Here is a 19,072-nt window from a genome sequence, read left to right as displayed (position 1 = left end):
TTAGATTGAAAAACTCTCCCCACATCCGCAAGTACGGGATGCATTCGGGTTTTTGAATTGAAAACCTTTGCCATTTAGTCCGTCAGAAAAATCCAATTCAGTACCAGCTAAGTATAGGATGGATTTTTTATCCACCATCACTTTCACTCCTTTATCTTCAAAAATCATATCGGAGCTTTGTGGCTCTGCCGCAAAATCCAATTGATACATTAAACCAGAACATCCTCCGCCTTCTACCGCGACACGGATATTGTATTCCTCCGTTAAACCTTCTTTTGATCTCAACTCTTTAATACGGTCGGCTGCTAAATCAGATATCGTTATCATGGTGATGAATTTTGTATTTGATGCAAAATTATAAAAAAAATGGAGAATAATCGCTATTGTTTAGAGTGAATCTAAATAAGCTATGGTTTTTCCAAGGTATAGGTTATAATTTTGTGATTCAAAGCAAGAATCAAATACAAACATTATGCTGTCAATTAAAAATTTACACGCTTCTATTGGAGAAAAAGAAATTTTACGAGGAATTGATTTAGAAGTAAAAGCTGGTGAAGTACATGCCATCATGGGACCTAACGGTTCAGGAAAATCTACCTTAGCATCCGTTTTAGCGGGTCGTGAAGATTATGAAGTTACAGAAGGTACTGTACAATTTTTAGGTAAAGACTTGTTGGATTTAGCTCCAGAAGCTAGAGCCGCAGAAGGAATTTTCTTAGCATTTCAATATCCGGTAGAAATCCCAGGGGTATCAACCACCAATTTCTTGAAGTCTGCCGTGAATGAAATTCGCAAATACCGTGGAGAAGATCCCATGGATGCGGTTCAGTTTTTGAAGATGTTTAAAGAGAAAATGGCTTATGTCAACATTGATCAATCACTATTAAGTAGAGCATTAAACGAAGGTTTTTCAGGAGGAGAGAAGAAACGAAATGAAATCTTCCAAATGGCTGTTTTAGATCCTAAGCTAGCGATTTTGGATGAGACAGATTCAGGATTGGATATTGATGCATTGCGTATTGTAGCAGAAGGGGTTAATAAATTGAAAAGTCCAAATAATGCCACTATCGTAGTGACTCACTACCAACGATTATTGGATTACATCGTTCCAGATTATGTACATGTGCTTTATAAAGGACGTATAGTGAAGTCGGGAACCAAAGAATTGGCTTTGGAATTAGAAGAAAGAGGTTATGATTGGATTAAATCTGAAGTAGATCAATAAGATATGTTATCAGCTGAATTAAATACAACATTACAAGGCATTGCCCAAAAGCTAGATCCAGAATCTGAGAAAGGTAAAGCGCTGAGTCATTTTTTGGACAAAGGTTTTCCTACTTCAAAATGGGAAGAGTGGAAATACACCTCATTAAAAGATTTTAATGGAATAGACAGAAATTGGTTTCCCAAAGGAAATTCCAATCTGCCTGTTTCAGCCGATTGGGCAGAATTGATTATTCGTTCTTCTGATGCCTATCTAAGTATAGAAAAGCCTAGTTCAAATGAAGGAATGGAGGTATTGAGTTTTGATGAATTTATTCAGAAATGTCCTGAATTTCAGGAAATTTGGTCTGATAAAAAACCCATTTTAGACCAGAATTCATTATACGACTTGAATGTGGCACTCGCTCCACAGCATACCGTACTATGGATCAAAAAAGATGTAGAAATTTCGAAAGCAATCCTGCATCAGTACCAGGTGAATTCTACGGAAAAATCATCTTCTGTACAATCTAGACTGCTAATTTATCTAGAAGAAGGAGCAAAGGTTAGTTTAATGGAGCAACAAACCTCCACGGGTTCTGCAGATATTTTATCCAATTTTGTTCAAGAGATCTTTGTTTCTAAAGGCGCTCAATTTACCTATTTGAAAGATCAAGATTTTCAGCAAGGAGTGAGTCATATTGACCATACCTTCATTTATCAAGCAGAAGGTAGCCAAGTCGATACTTTTACTTTTTCATTGAATGCCTCTTTGATTCGAAATAATTTGCATTTCTACATTGAAGGTTCACAGGTAGTTTCCAATTTGAACGGATTATACGTTCCAGGCGAAAATCAGTTAATGGATTCCCATACCGTGGTCGATCACCGCATGCCCCATGCTGAATCCAACGAATTGTATAAAGGAGTTTTGTTAGGAAATGCCACTGGCGTATTTAATGGAAAGATTTTTGTTCGTCAAGACGCTCAAAAAACCAATGCTTTTCAATCTTGCCGCAATGTATTGGCTTCTACCAGAGCTACCATGAATACAAAACCTCAATTGGAAATTTGGGCAGACGATGTGAAGTGTTCACATGGTACTACCACGGGCCAATTAAATGAAGAGGCCTTGTTTTATATGCGCTCCAGAGGGATTTCTTTACCAGCAGCTAGAACTTTATTGCTATTGGCATTCGTTCAAGAAGTAATCAATAAAGTAGAGCATCCGGTGTTGAGAGAGTCTCTTACCGAGAAAATTATCGCTAAAATTCAACAATCCGTCGATTTGTCAAATTAGTACCATGGCCAGCATTGAACAAATTCGCTTAGATTTTCCTGTGTTAGACCAACAAGTCAATGGTTCTCCTTTGATCTATTTTGACAATGCTGCTACCACCCAAAAGCCGAAAGTCGTATTAGAGGCATTGAATAAGTATTATTCTGAAGATAATGCCAATATTCACCGAGGAATACATGCTTTGGCCGAAAGAGCAACAGCAGCTTATGAGTTGACGCGAAAAAAGATTCAGTCTTTTTTGCATGCCGAATCAAGTGATCAAATCATCTTTACATCAGGTACTACAGCAAGTATCAATTTGGTGGCTCAAACTTTTGGGAGAGCAAATTTTGAAGCTGGTGATAAAATTCTTGTTTCTAATTTGGAACACCACTCCAACATTGTGCCTTGGCAAATGATTGCATTGGAAAAGGGTGCTGAGGTTTTGGTTATTCCAGTGCTCGATTCAGGGGTATTGGATTTGGATGCTTATCAGAAATTATTACAGGAAAATACGGTTAAACTAGTAGCTGTAAATCATGTTTCCAATGCCATTGGAACAATAAACCCAATTCAAGAGATGATCGCATTAGCCCATGCCCATGGAGCTAAGATATTGATTGATGGCGCACAATCGGTGGCGCATATGGAAATGGATGTGCAACGCTTTGATATGGACTTTTTTGCCTTTTCAGCTCATAAATTATTTGGACCAACCGGCGTAGGAGTTTTATATGGTAAACGCGACTTATTGGAATCTATGCCACCTTATCAGGGAGGAGGGGAGATGATTAAAGAAGTGAGTTTTGCGGGTACGACTTACAATGAATTGCCTTATAAATTTGAAGCAGGTACGCCTAATATTGCAGATGTAATAGCCTTTTCGGCCTCTTTTGATTACTTGAATTCACTTGAAAAAGGGTGGGTGGAAGAACAAGAAAATGCACTATTAAACTATGCAACAGAACAATTAGGTCAAATTGATGGTTTAAAAATCATTGGCACAGCACCTAATAAAATTGCAGTTATAAGTTTTTTAATTGAAGGAACTCATCCACAAGATATAGGAGTTTTGTTAGACAAATTTGGGATTGCTATTCGAACAGGGCACCATTGTGCTCAACCTTTGATGCAACGATTTGATATACCCGGAACTTGTCGGGCTTCTTTCTCGTTCTACAATACCAAAGAGGAAATTGACCGATTTGTTGTTTGTTTGAAACGAGTAGTTACAATGTTATTATAATATGGCTTTGAGTATAAACGATACACAAGAAGAATTGATTGAAGAGTTTGGTCTCTTTGAAGATTGGGCTGATAAATATGAATATTTGATCGACCTAGGTAAGAAATTACCCGGACTGTCAGATGAATTTAAGACGGAAGAAAACGTTATTAAAGGCTGCCAGAGTCGAGTTTGGCTTCATGCTTTTATGCAAGAAGGGAAATTGATTTTTCAAGCAGATTCAGAAGCAGTCATTGTTAAGGGGTTAATCAGTATGTTGATAAGAGTGCTTTCTGAACATACCCCCTCGGATATTATGAAAGCAGATTTATACTTCATCGATCGAATTGGAATGAGTCAACATTTAGCTCAAACCCGTTCCAATGGACTGTTGTCCATGGTGAAACAAATGAAAAATTATGCACTTGCCTATTCTTCACAAGCTTAAGATATGGAAAATACGACACCAGGTTCAGTGCTAACTGAAGCGGATTTAAAGGAAAAGGTTGTACAGGCCATTAAAACAGTATACGATCCAGAGATTCCTGTGGATGTATATGAGCTAGGTCTGATTTATGAAATCAAGATATTTCCAATCAATAATGTATATGTATTGATGACTTTGACTTCACCATCTTGCCCTTCGGCAGAAAGTATTCCCGTGGATATTGAAAAGGCAATTAGGGAGATTGAAGGTGTGGCAGAGGTTTCTGTAGAATTAACTTTTGATCCGCCATATTCTCAAGATATGATGTCGGAAGTTGCCAAATTAGAACTTGGCTTTATGTAAATAATTATCACATTCAAATTTAAATAGATTAATATGTATCCAGAACATTTAGTACATCCTATGAGGATGGATATTGTAGAGGGTGGATTTCAAGAATTGAAACAAGCCTCAGAAGTGGAAGAAGTGTTGGCGAAACCAGGTACAACTTTATTGTTCATCAATTCAGTTTGTGGTTGTTCTGCTCGCACTGCTCGTCCAGGCGTGAAAGAAGCAGTAGCTGCGTCTACAAAAAAACCAGATACTTTAGTAACAGTTTTTGCTGGTGTTGATCAAGAAGCCACACAAAAGGCAAGAGAGTATACTTTGCCATATCCACCATCATCTCCGTCTATCGCATTATTCAAAGATGGTGAATTAGTTCATTTTGTTGAGCGTCACCATATTGAAGGCCGATCTGCTGAATTGATTTCAGCTCATTTAGAAGGAGTTTTTGAGGAATTCTGCTAGTATAAAAAAAGCCGAAGTATACAGCTTCGGCTTTTTTTTATGGTTTAGCCCTAGCACTGCTAGGGCTTTTGTTTTGGTTTAGCCGTAGTACTGCTAGGGCTTTGGAGCACCACCTACAGCTCCCGTATTACTTGGTGTGTTTTCTGCTTTAGCTGCTTTTTTCTTAGCTGCTCCTTCATAATCACCAGCCTTAATTAAGGACATTTTCAACAAGTCCAACGTTTTACGAGTAGCTTGTAAAATTTGATCCGATGTCAATGCATTGACTTTTTTGTCTAATTCTTCAGAGAACTTAAAGCTACGATTCAAGAATAAATTGTTATTCAATGAGTTGCTTAAAGCATTATCCTGTGAGCGTGAAACTTGTCTTCCTTGCAACCAAGATTTTTTAGCTTCCTCAATCTCTTTTTCTGTATAACCATCTTTTAAAACCTTTTCAATTTCTTCTTTGAATGCGGCCTCTAGTTTAGCCAAATTCTCAGGTGCATAAATGGCATAAGTCAAGAAACTCCCAGATTTATCAATAGGATGTGCACTAAATTGAGATCCAACACCATACGACAAACCTTCTTTTTGACGAATACGACCCATTAAACGATTAGCAAGTCCTGGACTTCCGCCTAAAATGTAATTACTGATTTCCATAGCCGCATAATCAGGATCTGTATCAGAAATTTTCAAAGGTTGATAAGCTACAAAAAATGCATTAGCCTTGTCAGGTGTTTCTATGGATTTAATGACAGGTTTAATATCTGCCACGATTTCTGGAATCCTAGTATATGGCTTTGGTGATTTCCAAGTTGAAAATTCAGATTTAATCAAATCTTTTACCTCATTTTCATCAAAATCTCCTACCACAGAAAAAGTAGCTGAACTTGCGCCATAAAAATTCTTATAGAATGAAACAGCATCCTCTAATTTTGCTGCACTATAAAGAGCCGTTTGCTCAGCCAAAGTTGGGTTATACCGTACATCATTTTTGGCATAATGTCCCGTTCTAACTTGATTTAAAGCTTCAATGGCTTTCGCTTGAGGATCACTTTTTTGAGATTCAATTTGAGTTAAATTTTCTTGTTTTAATTTCTCAAATTCATCAACTGGGAAAACCGGAGTTTTAAGTGCTTCTGCTACTAATTTTAACGCAGGAACTAAGTTTTCACGAGTCGTTTCAACGGAAACATTGGCTTGAGTAGCTCCACCTGATATTGAAACTCGAGCTTTTAATTTATCTAATTCATCTTGGAATTGTTGACGAGTATGCTTGGAAGTTCCTTTGGTCAACATATCAGCAGCTAAATCAGCAGCTGTAGCTGTACCTAATAATGATTTTTCTTCACCAAATCTCAAGGTCATACGGGCATAAACAGAGTTACCTCTAGTTTTCTTAGCTAATAAAGCAACTTTAACGGAACCAATCGTTTCCTTTTTAGTTCTAGAATCAATGTTGCTTGGAGAAGGATCAAATGCTTCACCTTCTGCCACAGCAGCTCTACCTTTGAAATCTTTTAGGATATCTTCTGCTTCTTTTGCCTCAGGAATTTCAGCACGATCTGGTTTTTCCGTCGGATAGAAAATTCCTGAAGTACGATTGGAAGCTTTGAAATATTTTTGTGCCACACGTTGCACATCTTCCGCAGTGATTTTCTCTACTAAATTTCTAGTATGAAATAACAATCTCCAATCTCCTTGAGCAATGTATTCAGATAAACCAACACCCACTCGTTGAGCATTGTTTAATAATAATTCAATGTTTTTAATGTTTTTCTGTTTAATACGATCTACATCAGCTTGGGTTGGTGGCGTCTTAGAAAATTGTTCAATAGTCTCCAACATAATGGTACGTACCGAATCAGCTGATTTATCTTTGGGTACCTCAGCTCCAAAATATACCAAACCAGGTTCTTTTAATTGGAAACTATATCCAAATTGAGACGCCGCTTTTTTCGTATCAATCAATGCTTTGTAAAGTCTACCTGATGGAGCATCCGTCAATAAATCTACAAATACATCACAAGCAATATAATCTGGATGTAATCCAGAAGGAATGTGGTAAGCAGCACCTACGGCTTGAACATCTCCTACACGACGAAGTGTTACTTGACGCTCTCCATCCTGAGTAGGTTCTCCCGTAAAAGTCTTCGTTAATACACGATCAGGTTTAGGGATTACACCAAATTTTTGATTGATTAAATTCAACGTCTTTACTGGATCAAATTTTCCAGCTACTAATAATACCGCATTATCCGGCTGATAATATTTCTTATAATAAGCCTGCAAGTTCTCAATAGGCACTTTTTCGATATCTGATCGAGCACCAATCGTGGAATTACCATAATTGTGCCACAAGAATGCGGTAGATACAATACGATCACTTAATACCGATCCTGGGTCATTTTCACCCATTTCAAATTCATTGCGAACTACCGTCATTTCTGTCTCTAATTCACTTTTGGCAATTCTAGAATTGACCATACGATCAGCTTCCATATCCAAGGCCCAATCTAAATTTTCATCTGTAGAGGCAAACGTTTCAAAATAATTGGTGCGATCTAACCAAGTGGTTCCATTAAATTGAGCGCCATGATCCGTAATCTCTTTGGCTACATCTTTATGTTTTTCTTTGGTACCCTTAAATACCATATGTTCCAATAAATGGGACATACCTGTTTCTCCATAACCCTCATGGCGTGAACCCACCAAATAAGTGATGTTGACAGTAACCGTTTGTTTAGATGGATCTGGAAATAATAATACTTTCAAACCATTCGCTAAACGATATTCCGTGATACCTTCCGCAGAAGTGATTTTCTCGGGAATACTTAAGGAACTTGTTTTGGCCGAAACGGTCGTTGTTTTTGGCGCTGAGCTTACTGTTTTTGATTTTTGTTGAGCTTGTAGGCCACTAATACCAATGACATACAAGAGTGCAATGATACATGTTCTTTTCATAAAAATTAGGGTTGGAATTTGATAAGTACGGAAAATGCCAAAATGTAGAGAAATAGAAAAGTAATTAGGTATAAGTGGTTTCAAAACTACATGTAAGGTTATTTCTTATACTGTTGGATCAGTTTAAAAATAGCCTTTTGTGTTTCTAAATTTGGGAAAAATTCAAATATGACTTCATGTTTGTCGTAATCCAATAGAAGGCCTGATTCTAGAAAATGAAAGGCGTCTTTGAATTGACCTGCTTTAATTAGGTAGACAGCAGAGCGATAATATAATTCGGCTTCTTCCGGTAGTTCATCTATGGCAGATAACATAATATCTGCTGATTTCTCATAATCCTCTAATTCAAAATGTAATTGAGCCCATTTTATCCAGGTAGGAGCAAAAAAAGAATCTAATTCAATCGATTTTTGATAGGCTTCATCCGCTGAAAGGGTATTACCTAAATAAGCTTCTACATCCGCTAAACCTGTCCAATAAAGCGGATTGCTTTCATTAAGCTTCAGCGATTTTTTTAAAAAATGTAGAGCTTCAAACCATTTGTCTAATTCGGTCAAACAAACAGCTAAACCATAATATCCTTCATCCCAAAGTGGATCAATTTTAATGGCTTCTTTGTAGAATTCAATCGCCTCTTTGAATTTCTTTTGTCTTTCTAAACTTGCTCCCAAGCAACAATATAATTCGGGATTGGGCTCATCGTATTTCAAGCATTGACGGTAATTTTCTTCCGCTTGCACATAATCCTGTAAGTTCATGTGCGTATTCCCAAGATTGAACAAAGATGAACCAAAATTGGGCTCAATGGCTAAAGAATACTCATACGAATCGATCGCTTTTTCGTATTGTTTGAGTTTAGAATAGGCAATGCCTAAATTATACCAAGCAGTGTAGGAAAATGGGTCTTCGTCAATGAATTGTTTATAGAAAGGAATGCTTTCTTCAATTTTACCAATATCATCCAATGAATTGGCTAATTCTACTAAAGCATTTTCATTTTCTGGATTGATTTCTAAAGCCTTTTTAAACATATCCACCGCTTCCCTAGGCTTAGACCAAGCATGATATGTTAATCCCAATCTAAAATATACTTCGTCTTTTTCTTCAGCAATTTCTAATGCAGCCAAAAAGACCTCAACGGCCGCTTCGTGTTGTTGCATTTGACTGAGTAAAGAGCCTTTCACCAACATGATTTCTAAATCTGTTGGGAATAATAGAATAGCATTTTCAATTAATTCCATTCCTTCCTCTGGCTTTTGCATATCACCAAGAATCTGCGCTTTCAAGGAAATTAATTCTAAGGTATAGGGAAAATGAGTCAAGCCTAAATCACAGGCCTTCAGAGCTTCATCGAATTTGGCATGAACAAAATAGTACTCGGCAATATTTTCTAAAGTCTCAACATCAAAAAAAGAATTTTCATGCTGATAAATCATTTTTTCGAAACGCTGAACAGAAGAATGTATATCTTCCTTGTTTTCATCATAGTTTGGATCCAGCATAAATTTTTGTTGAGATGGAGGAAGCGAACGTTTCCTCTAAAATAAAGAAAATAATTCAGGACTTTAACCTCAATTGGGATTAATTTTGTTCCAAAATAGAAATAATCATGAAGCCTTGTGCAATTATCGACTTAGGTACAAATACCTTCCAATTATTGATTGCACAAAAGCATGTATCTAATGGCGAAATGGAAATTTTAGCCCACGAACAAAGGCCAGTTTCTTTGGGTAAAGGTGCCATGGATTCCAACCTATTGCAGGATGATGCCATGGGAAGGGCCTTTGAAGCTTTGAAGGAATTCAAACAAATAGCTCTTTCGTATCAATGTTCAGAAAATCAGGTGATTGCATTAGGTACTAGTATTTTAAGAAGGGCTAAAAATACGCCTGAATTCGTAGCAAGAGTACAAAGCCAATTAGGGATTCAGGTTGAGATTATTTCTGGGATTAGAGAGGCTGAATTAATCTATCAAGGAATTCAATCGTCTTTACCTAAGCCTTGGCATGCCATTAGCTTAGTGATGGATATTGGTGGAGGAAGTGTGGAATTTATTCTATTTCAGGAAAATCAAGTGTTGGGGAAAATGAGTCTCGAAATCGGCGGATTACAATTGCAATCTTTATTTCATGTGCATGGAGAGTATGATCAAAGTCTCGATAGTTCCCTATTAAGTTTCATTCAGCAAGCTTTGGAGCCTTTAGATCAATTATGTAAAAATAATATGCCTCAAGTTTTGATAGGTGCTGCTGGAGCGTTTGAGACCCTGCTCGACTTAGAATTGGCTCAAATGGAGAAGAAGATGTCCTTCTCTAGTTCCTGCCCCTTGTCAATCAATCAATTTCAAAAGAATAAAGAGCTCATTGATCAAATATCCTATAAAGAAAGAGTCAAATTACCCGGTATGAAAATGTTCCGGGCTAGTATCTTGCCTTATGCCAATGCATTAATTTCTCAAGTTTTAGGCCGATACCATATACCTGAAATGTGGATTTCTACGTTTAGCTTAAAAGAAGGATATTGGTTTTTTATGCAATCTCAGGCCGATAAATAGGACTAGAGATTTTGAAAAAAAAATCGTAAACTTGTAAACAATTGTAAACCTTATTTAAGACTTATCTTTTATGGCTTTATCGCTAGCTTCCATTCTACTTCAAGCAGGTTCGACTCTCGATTCAGTGTCCGCTGCAGTTTCCGATTCCATTGTCAATGCCCAGCCGGTTCAACAAGCTACCAAAGTAGTGGAAGAGTTCTCTGTACTTGATCTATTAGGAAAAGGAGGATATGTGATGTATCCCATCGGATTCTTATTTGCAGGAGCAGTTTTCTTGTTTATTGAGCGGTATTTATATATTCGTAAAACAGCCAAGTTGGATGAGAATTTCTTGCATACGATTAACGATATGCTCGTGAATGGAAATGTTCAAGGGGCCATTACTTATTGCAAAACTTCTCAATATCCCATTGCTAAGTTATTAGAGAAAGGATTAAGTAGACTAGGTTCTCCTATTCGCGATATAGAGACAGCCATAGAAAATAAAGCCAAAGTGGAAATTTATAACATGGAAAAGAATTTAGGAATCTTGAGTGCTATTGCACGTATAGCTCCTATGTTTGGATTCTTAGGTACAGTAACGGGTATGATTCGTACCTTTCATAATATTTCTATTTCCAATAAAATTGATATTTCAACCATTGCAGGGGGTATTTATGAGAAAATGGTGACTTCTGCTTCAGGCTTAATTGTCGGTATCATCGCCTATGTATTGTATACCCTATTAATGACCATGATTGATCGTACAATCAATAAAATGGAAATTACAGCGATTGATTTCTTAGATATCCTTCATAAACCAGCTAATAAAGTTTAAGAGGTATGAATTTTAGAAAACGAAATAGAGAAGCCTCGGAAGTTGAAACAGGAGCACTAGCAGATATTTTATTCTTCTTGCTCATGTTCTTCTTGATGATATCTACCTTAGCTTCGCCAGACGCTATTAAGCTTCTGCTTCCTGAAACAGCTAAACCAGCGCCAACTCCTGCTAATGAGGTGGTTCGCTTAACGGTTGATGAGAATCGGAATTACTTCATCGACGACAATCCAGTTGATTTTGCCAATTTAGAAACCGAGTTGACTCAAGCAGTATCTGCGAAAAAAGCAGCTACATTAATTGTACGTATGGATCGCAATCAAACGGTTCAGGAATTAACGAACGTGTATGACTTAGCTGCCAAATTGAACCTATCCATGGTGATGGCAGCAGAAAAGAAAAAATAACATGGAGGGCTATATCCTTATTGCCCTTAAATCAATAGCCGTCTACGTGTTCATCGTGGCGGCTATTCGTCTTTTTGGAAAGCGAGAATTTGCCCAATTATCTGTGGTAGATGTCGTTTTTATCTTGCTAATATCTAATTCTGTTCAAACGGCTATGGTTGGAAACGACACGACCCTGATAGGAGGTTTGGTAGCTGCTTTGGCTTTATTTATCATGAATTTTACCTTAAAAAAAGTCATGATTTCCAACAAAATATTTTCCAAAGTGATCGATGGTGAACCTATTTTGCTGATTTATCAAGGTGCATTAAAAACGGCTGGATTGAAAGAAGCTAACTTAACGAAGGAAGAATTAGAGGCAGCTATTCGAGAGCACGGCGTTGAAAAAATGGAAGATGTGAATCTGGCTGTTTTTGAAGTAGATGGAAATATATCCGTTCTTTCCGAAAACTATCAAAAAATATCGAAAAGACGCCATGGAGGTCATCGAATTATAGGAAAAAATACCGCCTAATCTCGTATATTTGTCGAATTCTTGCCTGTTTGTAGAGGCAAGTATCATTTTCTCTTCTTTATTAATGGAAAAAATTTTAAAATTCGGAGGGACCAGTTGTGGAAGCGTCGAGAGTATCCAATCCGTCTTATCCGTCATTGAATCCAATTGGAAATCATCAAAACAGTTTGCCGTGGTATTTTCCGCAATGAGCGGAGTTACCAACTCGTTGTTGGAGGCAGGTAAATTAGCATCACAAGGTAAAGAACCTTATTTGCCATTGATTGAATCCATCGAAACAAGGCATTTTGAAGTCATTAAGCACTTCATTCCCTTAAAAGGACAATCCCAAGTTATAGCCCAAATTCGTACTCTAGTGAATGAATTAAGGGACGTATTAAAGGGGATTGCCTTAGTCAAAGAAAATTCTCCTAAAACCTCGGATTTATTGGTCAGTTTTGGGGAAAGATTATCCACCTCTTTAATTACAGCCATCTTAAAAGAAAAAGGCTTGCCTGTTCTCTTTGTCGATGCTCGTCAGTTCATAAAAACCAATGATACCTTTGGAAAATCAGAGGTTGACTTTGCCCAAACCAATACCTTGATTCAAGCTTTTTTTGAGCAACATGCTGATGAAATCTGTTTGATCACAGGATTTATTGGTTCGAATGCTCTTGGAGAAACAACGACACTCGGTCGTGGGGGCTCAGATTATACCGCTTCGGTCATTGGGGCTGCTTTAGGCGTTAAAGAAATTGAAATTTGGACGGACGTAGATGGTATGATGACTGCCGATCCACGTAAAGTGACTAATGCCTTTACCATTCCTTCCATTAGTTATGCGGAAGCTATGGAATTGACACACTTTGGCGCCAAAGTGATATACCCACCTTCTTTACAGCCAGCTTTCGCAAAAAATATCCCCATTCGGGTGTTGAATACCTTTAATTTGAACTTTAAAGGGACAGTTGTTAGTAAGGAACAAAAACCCAATCCATACATTATTACGGGTATAAGTTCCATTGATTCCTTGGCCCTAGTTAATTTACAAGGATCAGGAATGATAGGAGTAGCTGGGGTTTCGGCTAAATTATTTACTGTGTTAGCTCGAGAAAAAATATCAGTCATATTAATTTCTCAGGCTTCTTCTGAACACTCGATTTGTTTTGCCATTGAACCGCAAAATGCCGTTCGAGTGAGAGAAATTTTGGAAGCAGAATTCGCACAGGAGATGCTTATCGGTGACATTGAGGGCATTGATATACAATCCAATTTGTCCGTTATAGCCGTGGTAGGTGAGGGGATGCGGAAGCACACAGGTGTAAGTGGTAAATTATTTTCTGTTTTAGGTAAAAACGGGATTAACATTGTGGCAACTGCCCAAGGTTCTTCCGAATTAAATATATCCGTTGTCATTGAGCAGAAGGATTTGTCCAAAGCTCTGAATGTCATTCATGAAACCTTCTTCTTTTCGAAGTTAAAAACATTGCATTTGTTTTTAGTGGGCACGGGATTAATTGGTAAGACTCTATTGTATCAATTAGCTGGACAAGAACGCTATTTGGCCAAATATCGTGGACTGAAAGTCAAATTAGTCGGTATTGCTAATTCAAGACAACAGCTCATTCAAGAAAAAGGAATAGATGTAAAATCGGCCTTAGATCAATTGGCACAACAGGGGAAATCTCAAGATTTGCCTGCCTTTATTGAAAAAATAAAAGCCCTTAATTTACCAAATTCCATTTTTGCGGATTGTACTGCGGATAAACAAATTTATTCCCATTATTTAGGATTATTTAAGTCGAATATTTCCGTTGTAACTCCCAATAAAGTGGCCAATTCTGGCCCTTATCCTTTGTATGCGGAGTTACACCAAACAGCTTTAGAAAAAGGAGTCAAATTTTTATACGAAACCAATGTAGGAGCAGGTTTGCCTGTTATTAATACCTTGCAAGGATTAATTGCCTCAGGTGATCGATTTGAAAAAATTGAGGGTATTTTGTCAGGTACTTTATCCTTTATATTCAATCAATTTAAACCAGGACGCTCATTTGCCGAAGTGTTGCGAGAAGCCAAGGCTAAAGGATATACCGAACCTGATCCCAGAGAAGATTTGAGCGGTATGGACGTAGCTCGAAAAATATTGATTTTAAGTCGTGAAATTGGTCTCAAACTGGAGTTTACGGATATCACCATTGAAAAAATCATTCCTCCAGCTTGTGAACATGCTGCTACAGTAGATGATTTCTTTTTGGAATTAGAAAAGGCGAACGATTATTTTGAAAAAATGGTAGCCTCAGCCGCTGAAAGAGGCCATGTTTTACGTTATATAGCAGCTTTAGAAAATCAAAAAATCACGATTGGTTTGCGTGAAATCGACGCACAACATCCTTTCTATCAAATGGATGGAGCTGATAATGTCATTGCTTTTACCACCAAACGATACCACGATCGCCCATTAGTAATTAAAGGGCCAGGGGCAGGTGCCGAGGTGACAGCCTCTGGTGTATTTGCCGATATTGTTTCAATGGGTAGCTATTTAGCATAATATGGAAAAGATACGTGTTTATGCCCCTGCCACAGTAGCCAATGTCGCTTGTGGATTTGATATTTTCGGATTTGCAGTCAATCGACCTGGCGATGAAATTGTCTTAGAGAAAAGAGCTGAACCAGGAATTAGCATCATTGAAATTACGGGTGATGATGGTCGTTTGCCGCTGGAAGTAGCAAAAAATACTGCTGGCATAGCCATACAAAAATACTTGACACATATCGGTCGCGAGGATCAAGGATTTAATTTATCCTTGCACAAAGACATGCCATTAGGTTCGGGATTGGGTTCTTCGGCTGCTTCGGCCGTGGCGGGTGTTTTTGCTGCTAATGAATTGATGGATAAGCCTTTGACTCAAAAAGAACTACTTCCATTCGCTATGGAAGGAGAACGTGTAGCTTGTGGTTCTGCTCATGCTGACAACGTAGGACCTAGTTTATTGGGTGGATTCATCATCATTCGAAGTTACGATCCATTGGATATTATTCAAATTGCGACCCCTTCTGAATTATATGCCAGTATTGTGCATCCGCACATTGAAGTCAATACCAAGGATGCGCGAGGTATTTTAGATAAAGAGATTTCTTTGTCGACGACTATTACACAAATGGGAAATGTGGCTGGTTTGGTTGCAGGATTAATGCTTCCTGATTATGCCTTGATTGGTCGTTCCCTCGTGGATGTCATTATAGAACCATCTCGGGCTATATTAATTCCTCAATTTGCTGAGGTGAAAGCGGCTGCTTTACAAGCAGGTGCTTTGGGTTGTTCCATTTCGGGTTCTGGTCCTTCTTTGTTTGCCTTATCAAAAGGAGAAGAAGTAGCAAAGCAAGTAGCAGAAGCTATGCGGGATCAGTTTGCTCTAGTAGGCATTGGTTCGGATATATTCGTGTCACCGATAAATCAACAAGGCCCTATGATATTGCCTAATTAGGCTTTGGGGTGTGCTTGAGCGTATATTTCTTTGATTTTTTCCATGGAATTATGGGTGTAGACCTGGGTAGCTGCTAAGTTTGCATGTCCAAGTAGCTCCTTAATCGCATTTAAATCAGCTCCATTGTTCAATAAATGCGTGGCATAGGTATGCCGTAGCACATGGGGAGAAAGTTTCTCTAAGGTGCTAATCTCGCCTAATTGCTTTTTGATTAGCCTTTGTACCATCATGGGATAGACCTGCTTCCCTTTATTGTCGACAATTAAATACAAACTTTCAAAGGGACAAAGGGTCAAATATCGTTGAATGAGTTGTAAAAGAAAGGCAGGGATAGGGATAATTCTTTCTTTATTTCTTTTTCCCAAAACACGTAATGTAGCTTGAGGTAGATTAATATGGCTTTTTTGAAGGGAAATCAGTTCTGCCAAACGCATACCTGTTCCATACAATAAGTATAAAATCAGTTGATCTCTGATGGTTCCGAAGTCTTGATTTGTTTCATCAATGCTAGGGATTTCCGCCATTTCACTTTCGCGTAGAAACTGAGGAATTTTTTTCCTGGTTTTAATGGTTCGAATGGGCAAAAGGGGATTTTCCTGGATACGACCTTTTTGAAGTAGAAATTTATAAAAGGTTCGTAGACTCGCTAATTTTCGATTTATACTACGATTTTCAAGGGAATTATCAGACAAATGCACTAACCAAAGTCGGATTTGACTGGACGATACTTCGGTCAAAGGAAGGGATTGATGCTGCTCTTCAAGAAAGAGGCTAAACTGTTTTAAATCAGTCGCATAGGAGATAATCGTGTGCGGACTGCAGCGTCGCTCCACCGATAAATGCTCTAAAAAAAAATTGACTACGTCCGAATTCATCACTCGAAAGTAGTCAATTATTGGAAATTAGGGGAATTAGTTATTGATATTCCCGTAAGTTTTTTGCTTGTAAGACGCACGAATCAATTCAGTACGGCGAGCGATAGATGGTTTTTCGAAAGCAGATCTTCTACGCAATTCTTTAACTACACCTGTCTTCTCGAACTTCTTTTTGAATCGCTTTAATGCTTTGTCTATTGACTCGTTTTCTTTGATTGAAATTATTAACATGTACGTAATGATTTTTAAAATGTCCGCAAATATAACTCTTAGTTTTTTTACATGCAAACCTAAATTCAAGATTTTAAGAGATTTATTCGAGTTCAAAATGCTGTTTTTTAGCTAAATTTGTATTTCATTTTAATTTGAGATATGTCAGAATTTAAACGGACTACTGTTACTGCAGCATTAATTTATGCCAATGGACCTATACATATTGGTCATTTGGCGGGTTGTTATTTACCTGCAGATATCTATGTTCGTTTTTTACGTCTACAAAACAAAGACGTCATTTTTGTTTCTGGAACGGATGAACATGGCGTTCCTATTACCATAAAGGCTCAAAAAGAAGGAAAAACACCACAGGAAGTGGTGGATTATTATTATAAAGAAATTAAGCAATCGTTTGAATATTTTGGTATTTCATTTGATATCTACGGTAGAACTTCAGATCCGGTTCACCACAAAATCTCTCAGGATTTCTTTTTGAAGTTATACCAAGAAGGGAAGTTTATTGAGGAGGTGACCGAGCAGTATTACGATGAAGAAGCGGGTCAATTTTTAGCAGATCGCTACATTGTAGGAGAGTGTCCAAGTTGCCACCAGCCTGGAGCTTATGGAGATCAATGTGAAAAATGTGGTTCTACTTTGTCGCCCAATGAGCTAATCAATCCAAAATCTACCTTGAGTGGATCTGCGCCTTCCTTAAGGCCAACGAAAAACTGGTTTTTACCCTTGGACCAATGGCAACCCGAACTTGAGAAATATGTAGCTTCTCATCCTGAATGGAAGCCTAATGTATCAGGACAAGTTAAATCTTGGTTAAATGATGGATTAAAGCCGCGCGCTATGACCCGTGATTTATCTTGGGGGGTTCCTGTGCCCATTGAGGGAAATGAGGGAAAGGTGTTGTATGTGTGGTTTGATGCACCTATTGGATATATTTCTATGACGAGTCAATTAAGGCCGGATTGGGAGAAATATTGGAAAGACAAGGATAGTCGAATTGTACATTTTATTGGAAAGGATAATATTGTATTTCATTGTTTGATTTTTCCAGCAATGTGTATGGCTCATGGAGAATATCAATTAGCCGATCAGGTTCCTGCAAATGAATTCATGAATTTAGAAGGTGATAAAATCTCTACTTCAAGGAATTGGGCGGTTTGGTTGCATGAATATTTAAAAGAATTCCCTGGGAAACAGGATGTATTACGCTATGCATTAACTGCCTCTAGTCCTGAGACTAAGGATGCGGATTTTACTTGGGCAGATTTTCAGACAAAGAACAATTCCGAACTGGTTGCCATTTTGGGCAATTTTGTCAATCGGGCATTTGTCTTATTGGATAAGAATTTTGAATCCAAGGTTCCAACTAAATTAGAGGATTCTGTACTGGAAAAAGATTTAAAGCAAGCATTAACTGAGATTCCGGACAAATTGGCTGCGGCATTGGAAGGGTATAAATTTAGAGATGCTTTAGTCTATGCTATGGAGGTAGCTCGATTGGGAAATAAGTACCTGGCAGAAGCTGAACCCTGGAAGTTGATGAAAGAAAATCCTGAGAAAGCAGGACATGTATTAAATTATGCGATTCAATTAGTGTCACATGTCAGTATAGCCTTAGAACCTTTCTTGCCATTTACCACGCAAAAATTACGAAATGCTTTGGGGATAGAGAAGGCAGATTGGTCGCTTTTGGGTGATTTTGACAGTGTCCCTGTAGGTACGGTATTGAAAAATCCAGGTTTATTGTTTGAAAAATTGGAAGATGATGTCATTCAAAAACAGGTAGACAAATTGAATCAAACCAAACAACAGATGTTATTGCAGTCTAAACAACCTAATCCAATCAAGGAAACCATTGATTTCGAAAGTTTTGCGAAGATGGATATTCGTATAGGTCAGGTAATTGCAGCTGAAAAAATGGAAAAGAGCAAGAAGTTGCTGAAGTTAACGGTTGATGATGGAATTAGACAACGTACCATTTTAAGCGGAATAGCGGAGCATTTTCAAGTGGAAGAGGTAATAGGAAGAAAAGTTACTTTTTTAGCGAATCTAGCTCCACGAAAAATGATGGGTTTAGAAAGTGAAGGAATGATCTTAATGGCGGAAGGACAAGATGGAAAATTGTCCTTTATTCAGCCAGATATGGGAATTTGGAATGGGGCTTCTGTGAGTTAAAATGGACTTTAAGGGCATAAAAATAAGGTCAGAAGATGCTTCTGGCCTTATTTATTTAACCTCTAAACCTATTTAACTATGAAAATTTATACAAATATATATGATTTCTTAGAATAATATAAGATTAATGCAAAAAAAATTATTG

18 protein-coding genes are annotated in these 19,072 nt (G+C 37.7%); 13 read left to right on the top strand and 5 right to left on the bottom strand.

Annotation, left to right across the window (positions count from 1 at the left end):
- Positions 1-327, bottom strand: a complete 327-nt coding sequence (locus G9H65_RS11945) for a HesB/IscA family protein (RefSeq protein WP_109323223.1) — start codon at positions 325-327, stop codon at positions 1-3.
- 145 nt (positions 328-472) lie between these two features.
- Here G9H65_RS11945 and sufC point away from each other — a divergent pair, with 145 nt between their 5' ends.
- The 6 genes from sufC to G9H65_RS11915 are packed head-to-tail and all read left to right on the top strand — an operon-like array spanning position 473 to position 4,944.
- Positions 473-1,225 (top strand): Fe-S cluster assembly ATPase SufC, encoded by a 753-nt coding sequence (gene sufC, locus G9H65_RS11940; protein ID WP_166375568.1) that lies wholly within the window; start codon positions 473-475, stop codon positions 1,223-1,225.
- A gap of 3 nt (positions 1,226-1,228) precedes the next feature.
- The gene (gene sufD, locus G9H65_RS11935) at positions 1,229-2,503 is read left to right on the top strand and encodes a Fe-S cluster assembly protein SufD (RefSeq protein WP_166375567.1); all 1,275 of its coding nucleotides are present in this window, start codon (positions 1,229-1,231) and stop codon (positions 2,501-2,503) included.
- Between the two features lie 4 nt (positions 2,504-2,507).
- Complete coding sequence (locus G9H65_RS11930; RefSeq protein WP_166375566.1) at positions 2,508-3,728, top strand: aminotransferase class V-fold PLP-dependent enzyme; 1,221 nt, start codon at positions 2,508-2,510, stop codon at positions 3,726-3,728.
- A gap of 7 nt (positions 3,729-3,735) precedes the next feature.
- Entirely contained in the window at positions 3,736-4,155 is a 420-nt protein-coding gene (locus tag G9H65_RS11925; protein WP_166375601.1) for a SufE family protein, read from the top strand.
- A gap of 3 nt (positions 4,156-4,158) precedes the next feature.
- The gene (locus tag G9H65_RS11920) at positions 4,159-4,497 is read left to right on the top strand and encodes an iron-sulfur cluster assembly protein (RefSeq protein WP_166375565.1); all 339 of its coding nucleotides are present in this window, start codon (positions 4,159-4,161) and stop codon (positions 4,495-4,497) included.
- A gap of 33 nt (positions 4,498-4,530) precedes the next feature.
- Positions 4,531-4,944 carry a BrxA/BrxB family bacilliredoxin gene (locus G9H65_RS11915; RefSeq protein ID WP_109323218.1) on the top strand — a complete coding sequence of 138 codons (414 nt, stop codon included), beginning with the start codon at positions 4,531-4,533 and terminating at the stop codon, positions 4,942-4,944.
- Positions 4,945-5,037: 93 nt separating this feature from the next.
- Here the strand turns inward: G9H65_RS11915 and G9H65_RS11910 are convergent, their stop codons facing one another.
- Positions 5,038-7,893 (bottom strand): M16 family metallopeptidase, encoded by a 2,856-nt coding sequence (locus G9H65_RS11910; RefSeq protein ID WP_166375564.1) that lies wholly within the window; start codon positions 7,891-7,893, stop codon positions 5,038-5,040.
- 98 nt (positions 7,894-7,991) lie between these two features.
- The gene (locus G9H65_RS11905; RefSeq protein WP_166375563.1) at positions 7,992-9,395 is read right to left on the bottom strand and encodes a tetratricopeptide repeat protein; all 1,404 of its coding nucleotides are present in this window, start codon (positions 9,393-9,395) and stop codon (positions 7,992-7,994) included.
- 107 nt (positions 9,396-9,502) lie between these two features.
- On the opposite strand from G9H65_RS11905, the gene G9H65_RS11900 reads away from it, so the two are divergent.
- The 6 genes from G9H65_RS11900 to G9H65_RS11875 all read left to right on the top strand — a co-directional run bounded on the left by G9H65_RS11900 (position 9,503) and on the right by G9H65_RS11875 (position 15,649).
- Positions 9,503-10,447, top strand: coding sequence for a Ppx/GppA phosphatase family protein (locus G9H65_RS11900; RefSeq protein WP_166375562.1), 945 nt, complete (start codon positions 9,503-9,505; stop codon positions 10,445-10,447).
- A 70-nt stretch (positions 10,448-10,517) separates the two neighbouring features.
- Positions 10,518-11,264: a MotA/TolQ/ExbB proton channel family protein gene (locus tag G9H65_RS11895; protein WP_109323214.1), complete on the top strand. Its 747-nt coding sequence runs from the start codon at positions 10,518-10,520 to the stop codon at positions 11,262-11,264.
- A gap of 5 nt (positions 11,265-11,269) precedes the next feature.
- Positions 11,270-11,671, top strand: a complete 402-nt coding sequence (locus G9H65_RS11890) for an ExbD/TolR family protein (RefSeq protein WP_166375561.1) — start codon at positions 11,270-11,272, stop codon at positions 11,669-11,671.
- A 1-nt stretch (position 11,672) separates the two neighbouring features.
- The gene (locus G9H65_RS11885; RefSeq protein ID WP_166375560.1) at positions 11,673-12,185 is read left to right on the top strand and encodes a DUF421 domain-containing protein; all 513 of its coding nucleotides are present in this window, start codon (positions 11,673-11,675) and stop codon (positions 12,183-12,185) included.
- 64 nt (positions 12,186-12,249) lie between these two features.
- Positions 12,250-14,712 (top strand): bifunctional aspartate kinase/homoserine dehydrogenase I, encoded by a 2,463-nt coding sequence (gene thrA, locus G9H65_RS11880; protein WP_166375559.1) that lies wholly within the window; start codon positions 12,250-12,252, stop codon positions 14,710-14,712.
- 1 nt (position 14,713) lies between these two features.
- Positions 14,714-15,649, top strand: a complete 936-nt coding sequence (locus tag G9H65_RS11875) for a homoserine kinase (RefSeq protein ID WP_166375558.1) — start codon at positions 14,714-14,716, stop codon at positions 15,647-15,649.
- Here the strand turns inward: G9H65_RS11875 and G9H65_RS11870 are convergent.
- Together G9H65_RS11870 and rpsU are read right to left on the bottom strand one after the other, a co-directional pair.
- Positions 15,646-16,524 carry a tyrosine-type recombinase/integrase gene (locus G9H65_RS11870; RefSeq protein ID WP_166375557.1) on the bottom strand — a complete coding sequence of 293 codons (879 nt, stop codon included), beginning with the start codon at positions 16,522-16,524 and terminating at the stop codon, positions 15,646-15,648. The two genes, G9H65_RS11875 and G9H65_RS11870, sit on opposite strands and share 4 nt — an antisense overlap.
- Before the next feature lie 36 nt (positions 16,525-16,560).
- Complete coding sequence (gene rpsU, locus G9H65_RS11865; protein WP_109323208.1) at positions 16,561-16,755, bottom strand: 30S ribosomal protein S21; 195 nt, start codon at positions 16,753-16,755, stop codon at positions 16,561-16,563.
- Between the two features lie 141 nt (positions 16,756-16,896).
- On the opposite strand from rpsU, the gene metG reads away from it, so the two are divergent.
- Positions 16,897-18,927: a methionine--tRNA ligase gene (gene metG, locus G9H65_RS11860; protein WP_166375556.1), complete on the top strand. Its 2,031-nt coding sequence runs from the start codon at positions 16,897-16,899 to the stop codon at positions 18,925-18,927.
- The last annotated feature ends 145 nt before the right edge of the window (positions 18,928-19,072 follow it).

It is taken from the genome of Aquirufa ecclesiirivi, assembly GCF_011250515.1.
GTDB lineage: Bacteria > Bacteroidota > Bacteroidia > Cytophagales > Spirosomataceae > Aquirufa > Aquirufa ecclesiirivi.
This window is presented reverse-complemented; position numbering and strand designations above follow the sequence as displayed.

Coding starts and splice junctions, on each gene's coding strand:
- G9H65_RS11945 (WP_109323223.1), bottom strand. CDS start 327: ATGATAACGATATCTGATTTAGCAGCCGACCGTATTAAAGAGTTGAGA.
- sufC (WP_166375568.1), top strand. CDS start 473: ATGCTGTCAATTAAAAATTTACACGCTTCTATTGGAGAAAAAGAAATT.
- sufD (WP_166375567.1), top strand. CDS start 1,229: ATGTTATCAGCTGAATTAAATACAACATTACAAGGCATTGCCCAAAAG.
- G9H65_RS11930 (WP_166375566.1), top strand. CDS start 2,508: ATGGCCAGCATTGAACAAATTCGCTTAGATTTTCCTGTGTTAGACCAA.
- G9H65_RS11920 (WP_166375565.1), top strand. CDS start 4,159: ATGGAAAATACGACACCAGGTTCAGTGCTAACTGAAGCGGATTTAAAG.
- G9H65_RS11915 (WP_109323218.1), top strand. CDS start 4,531: ATGTATCCAGAACATTTAGTACATCCTATGAGGATGGATATTGTAGAG.
- G9H65_RS11910 (WP_166375564.1), bottom strand. CDS start 7,893: ATGAAAAGAACATGTATCATTGCACTCTTGTATGTCATTGGTATTAGT.
- G9H65_RS11905 (WP_166375563.1), bottom strand. CDS start 9,395: ATGCTGGATCCAAACTATGATGAAAACAAGGAAGATATACATTCTTCT.
- G9H65_RS11900 (WP_166375562.1), top strand. CDS start 9,503: ATGAAGCCTTGTGCAATTATCGACTTAGGTACAAATACCTTCCAATTA.
- G9H65_RS11895 (WP_109323214.1), top strand. CDS start 10,518: ATGGCTTTATCGCTAGCTTCCATTCTACTTCAAGCAGGTTCGACTCTC.
- G9H65_RS11890 (WP_166375561.1), top strand. CDS start 11,270: ATGAATTTTAGAAAACGAAATAGAGAAGCCTCGGAAGTTGAAACAGGA.
- G9H65_RS11885 (WP_166375560.1), top strand. CDS start 11,673: ATGGAGGGCTATATCCTTATTGCCCTTAAATCAATAGCCGTCTACGTG.
- thrA (WP_166375559.1), top strand. CDS start 12,250: ATGGAAAAAATTTTAAAATTCGGAGGGACCAGTTGTGGAAGCGTCGAG.
- G9H65_RS11875 (WP_166375558.1), top strand. CDS start 14,714: ATGGAAAAGATACGTGTTTATGCCCCTGCCACAGTAGCCAATGTCGCT.
- G9H65_RS11870 (WP_166375557.1), bottom strand. CDS start 16,524: ATGAATTCGGACGTAGTCAATTTTTTTTTAGAGCATTTATCGGTGGAG.
- rpsU (WP_109323208.1), bottom strand. CDS start 16,755: ATGTTAATAATTTCAATCAAAGAAAACGAGTCAATAGACAAAGCATTA.
- metG (WP_166375556.1), top strand. CDS start 16,897: ATGTCAGAATTTAAACGGACTACTGTTACTGCAGCATTAATTTATGCC.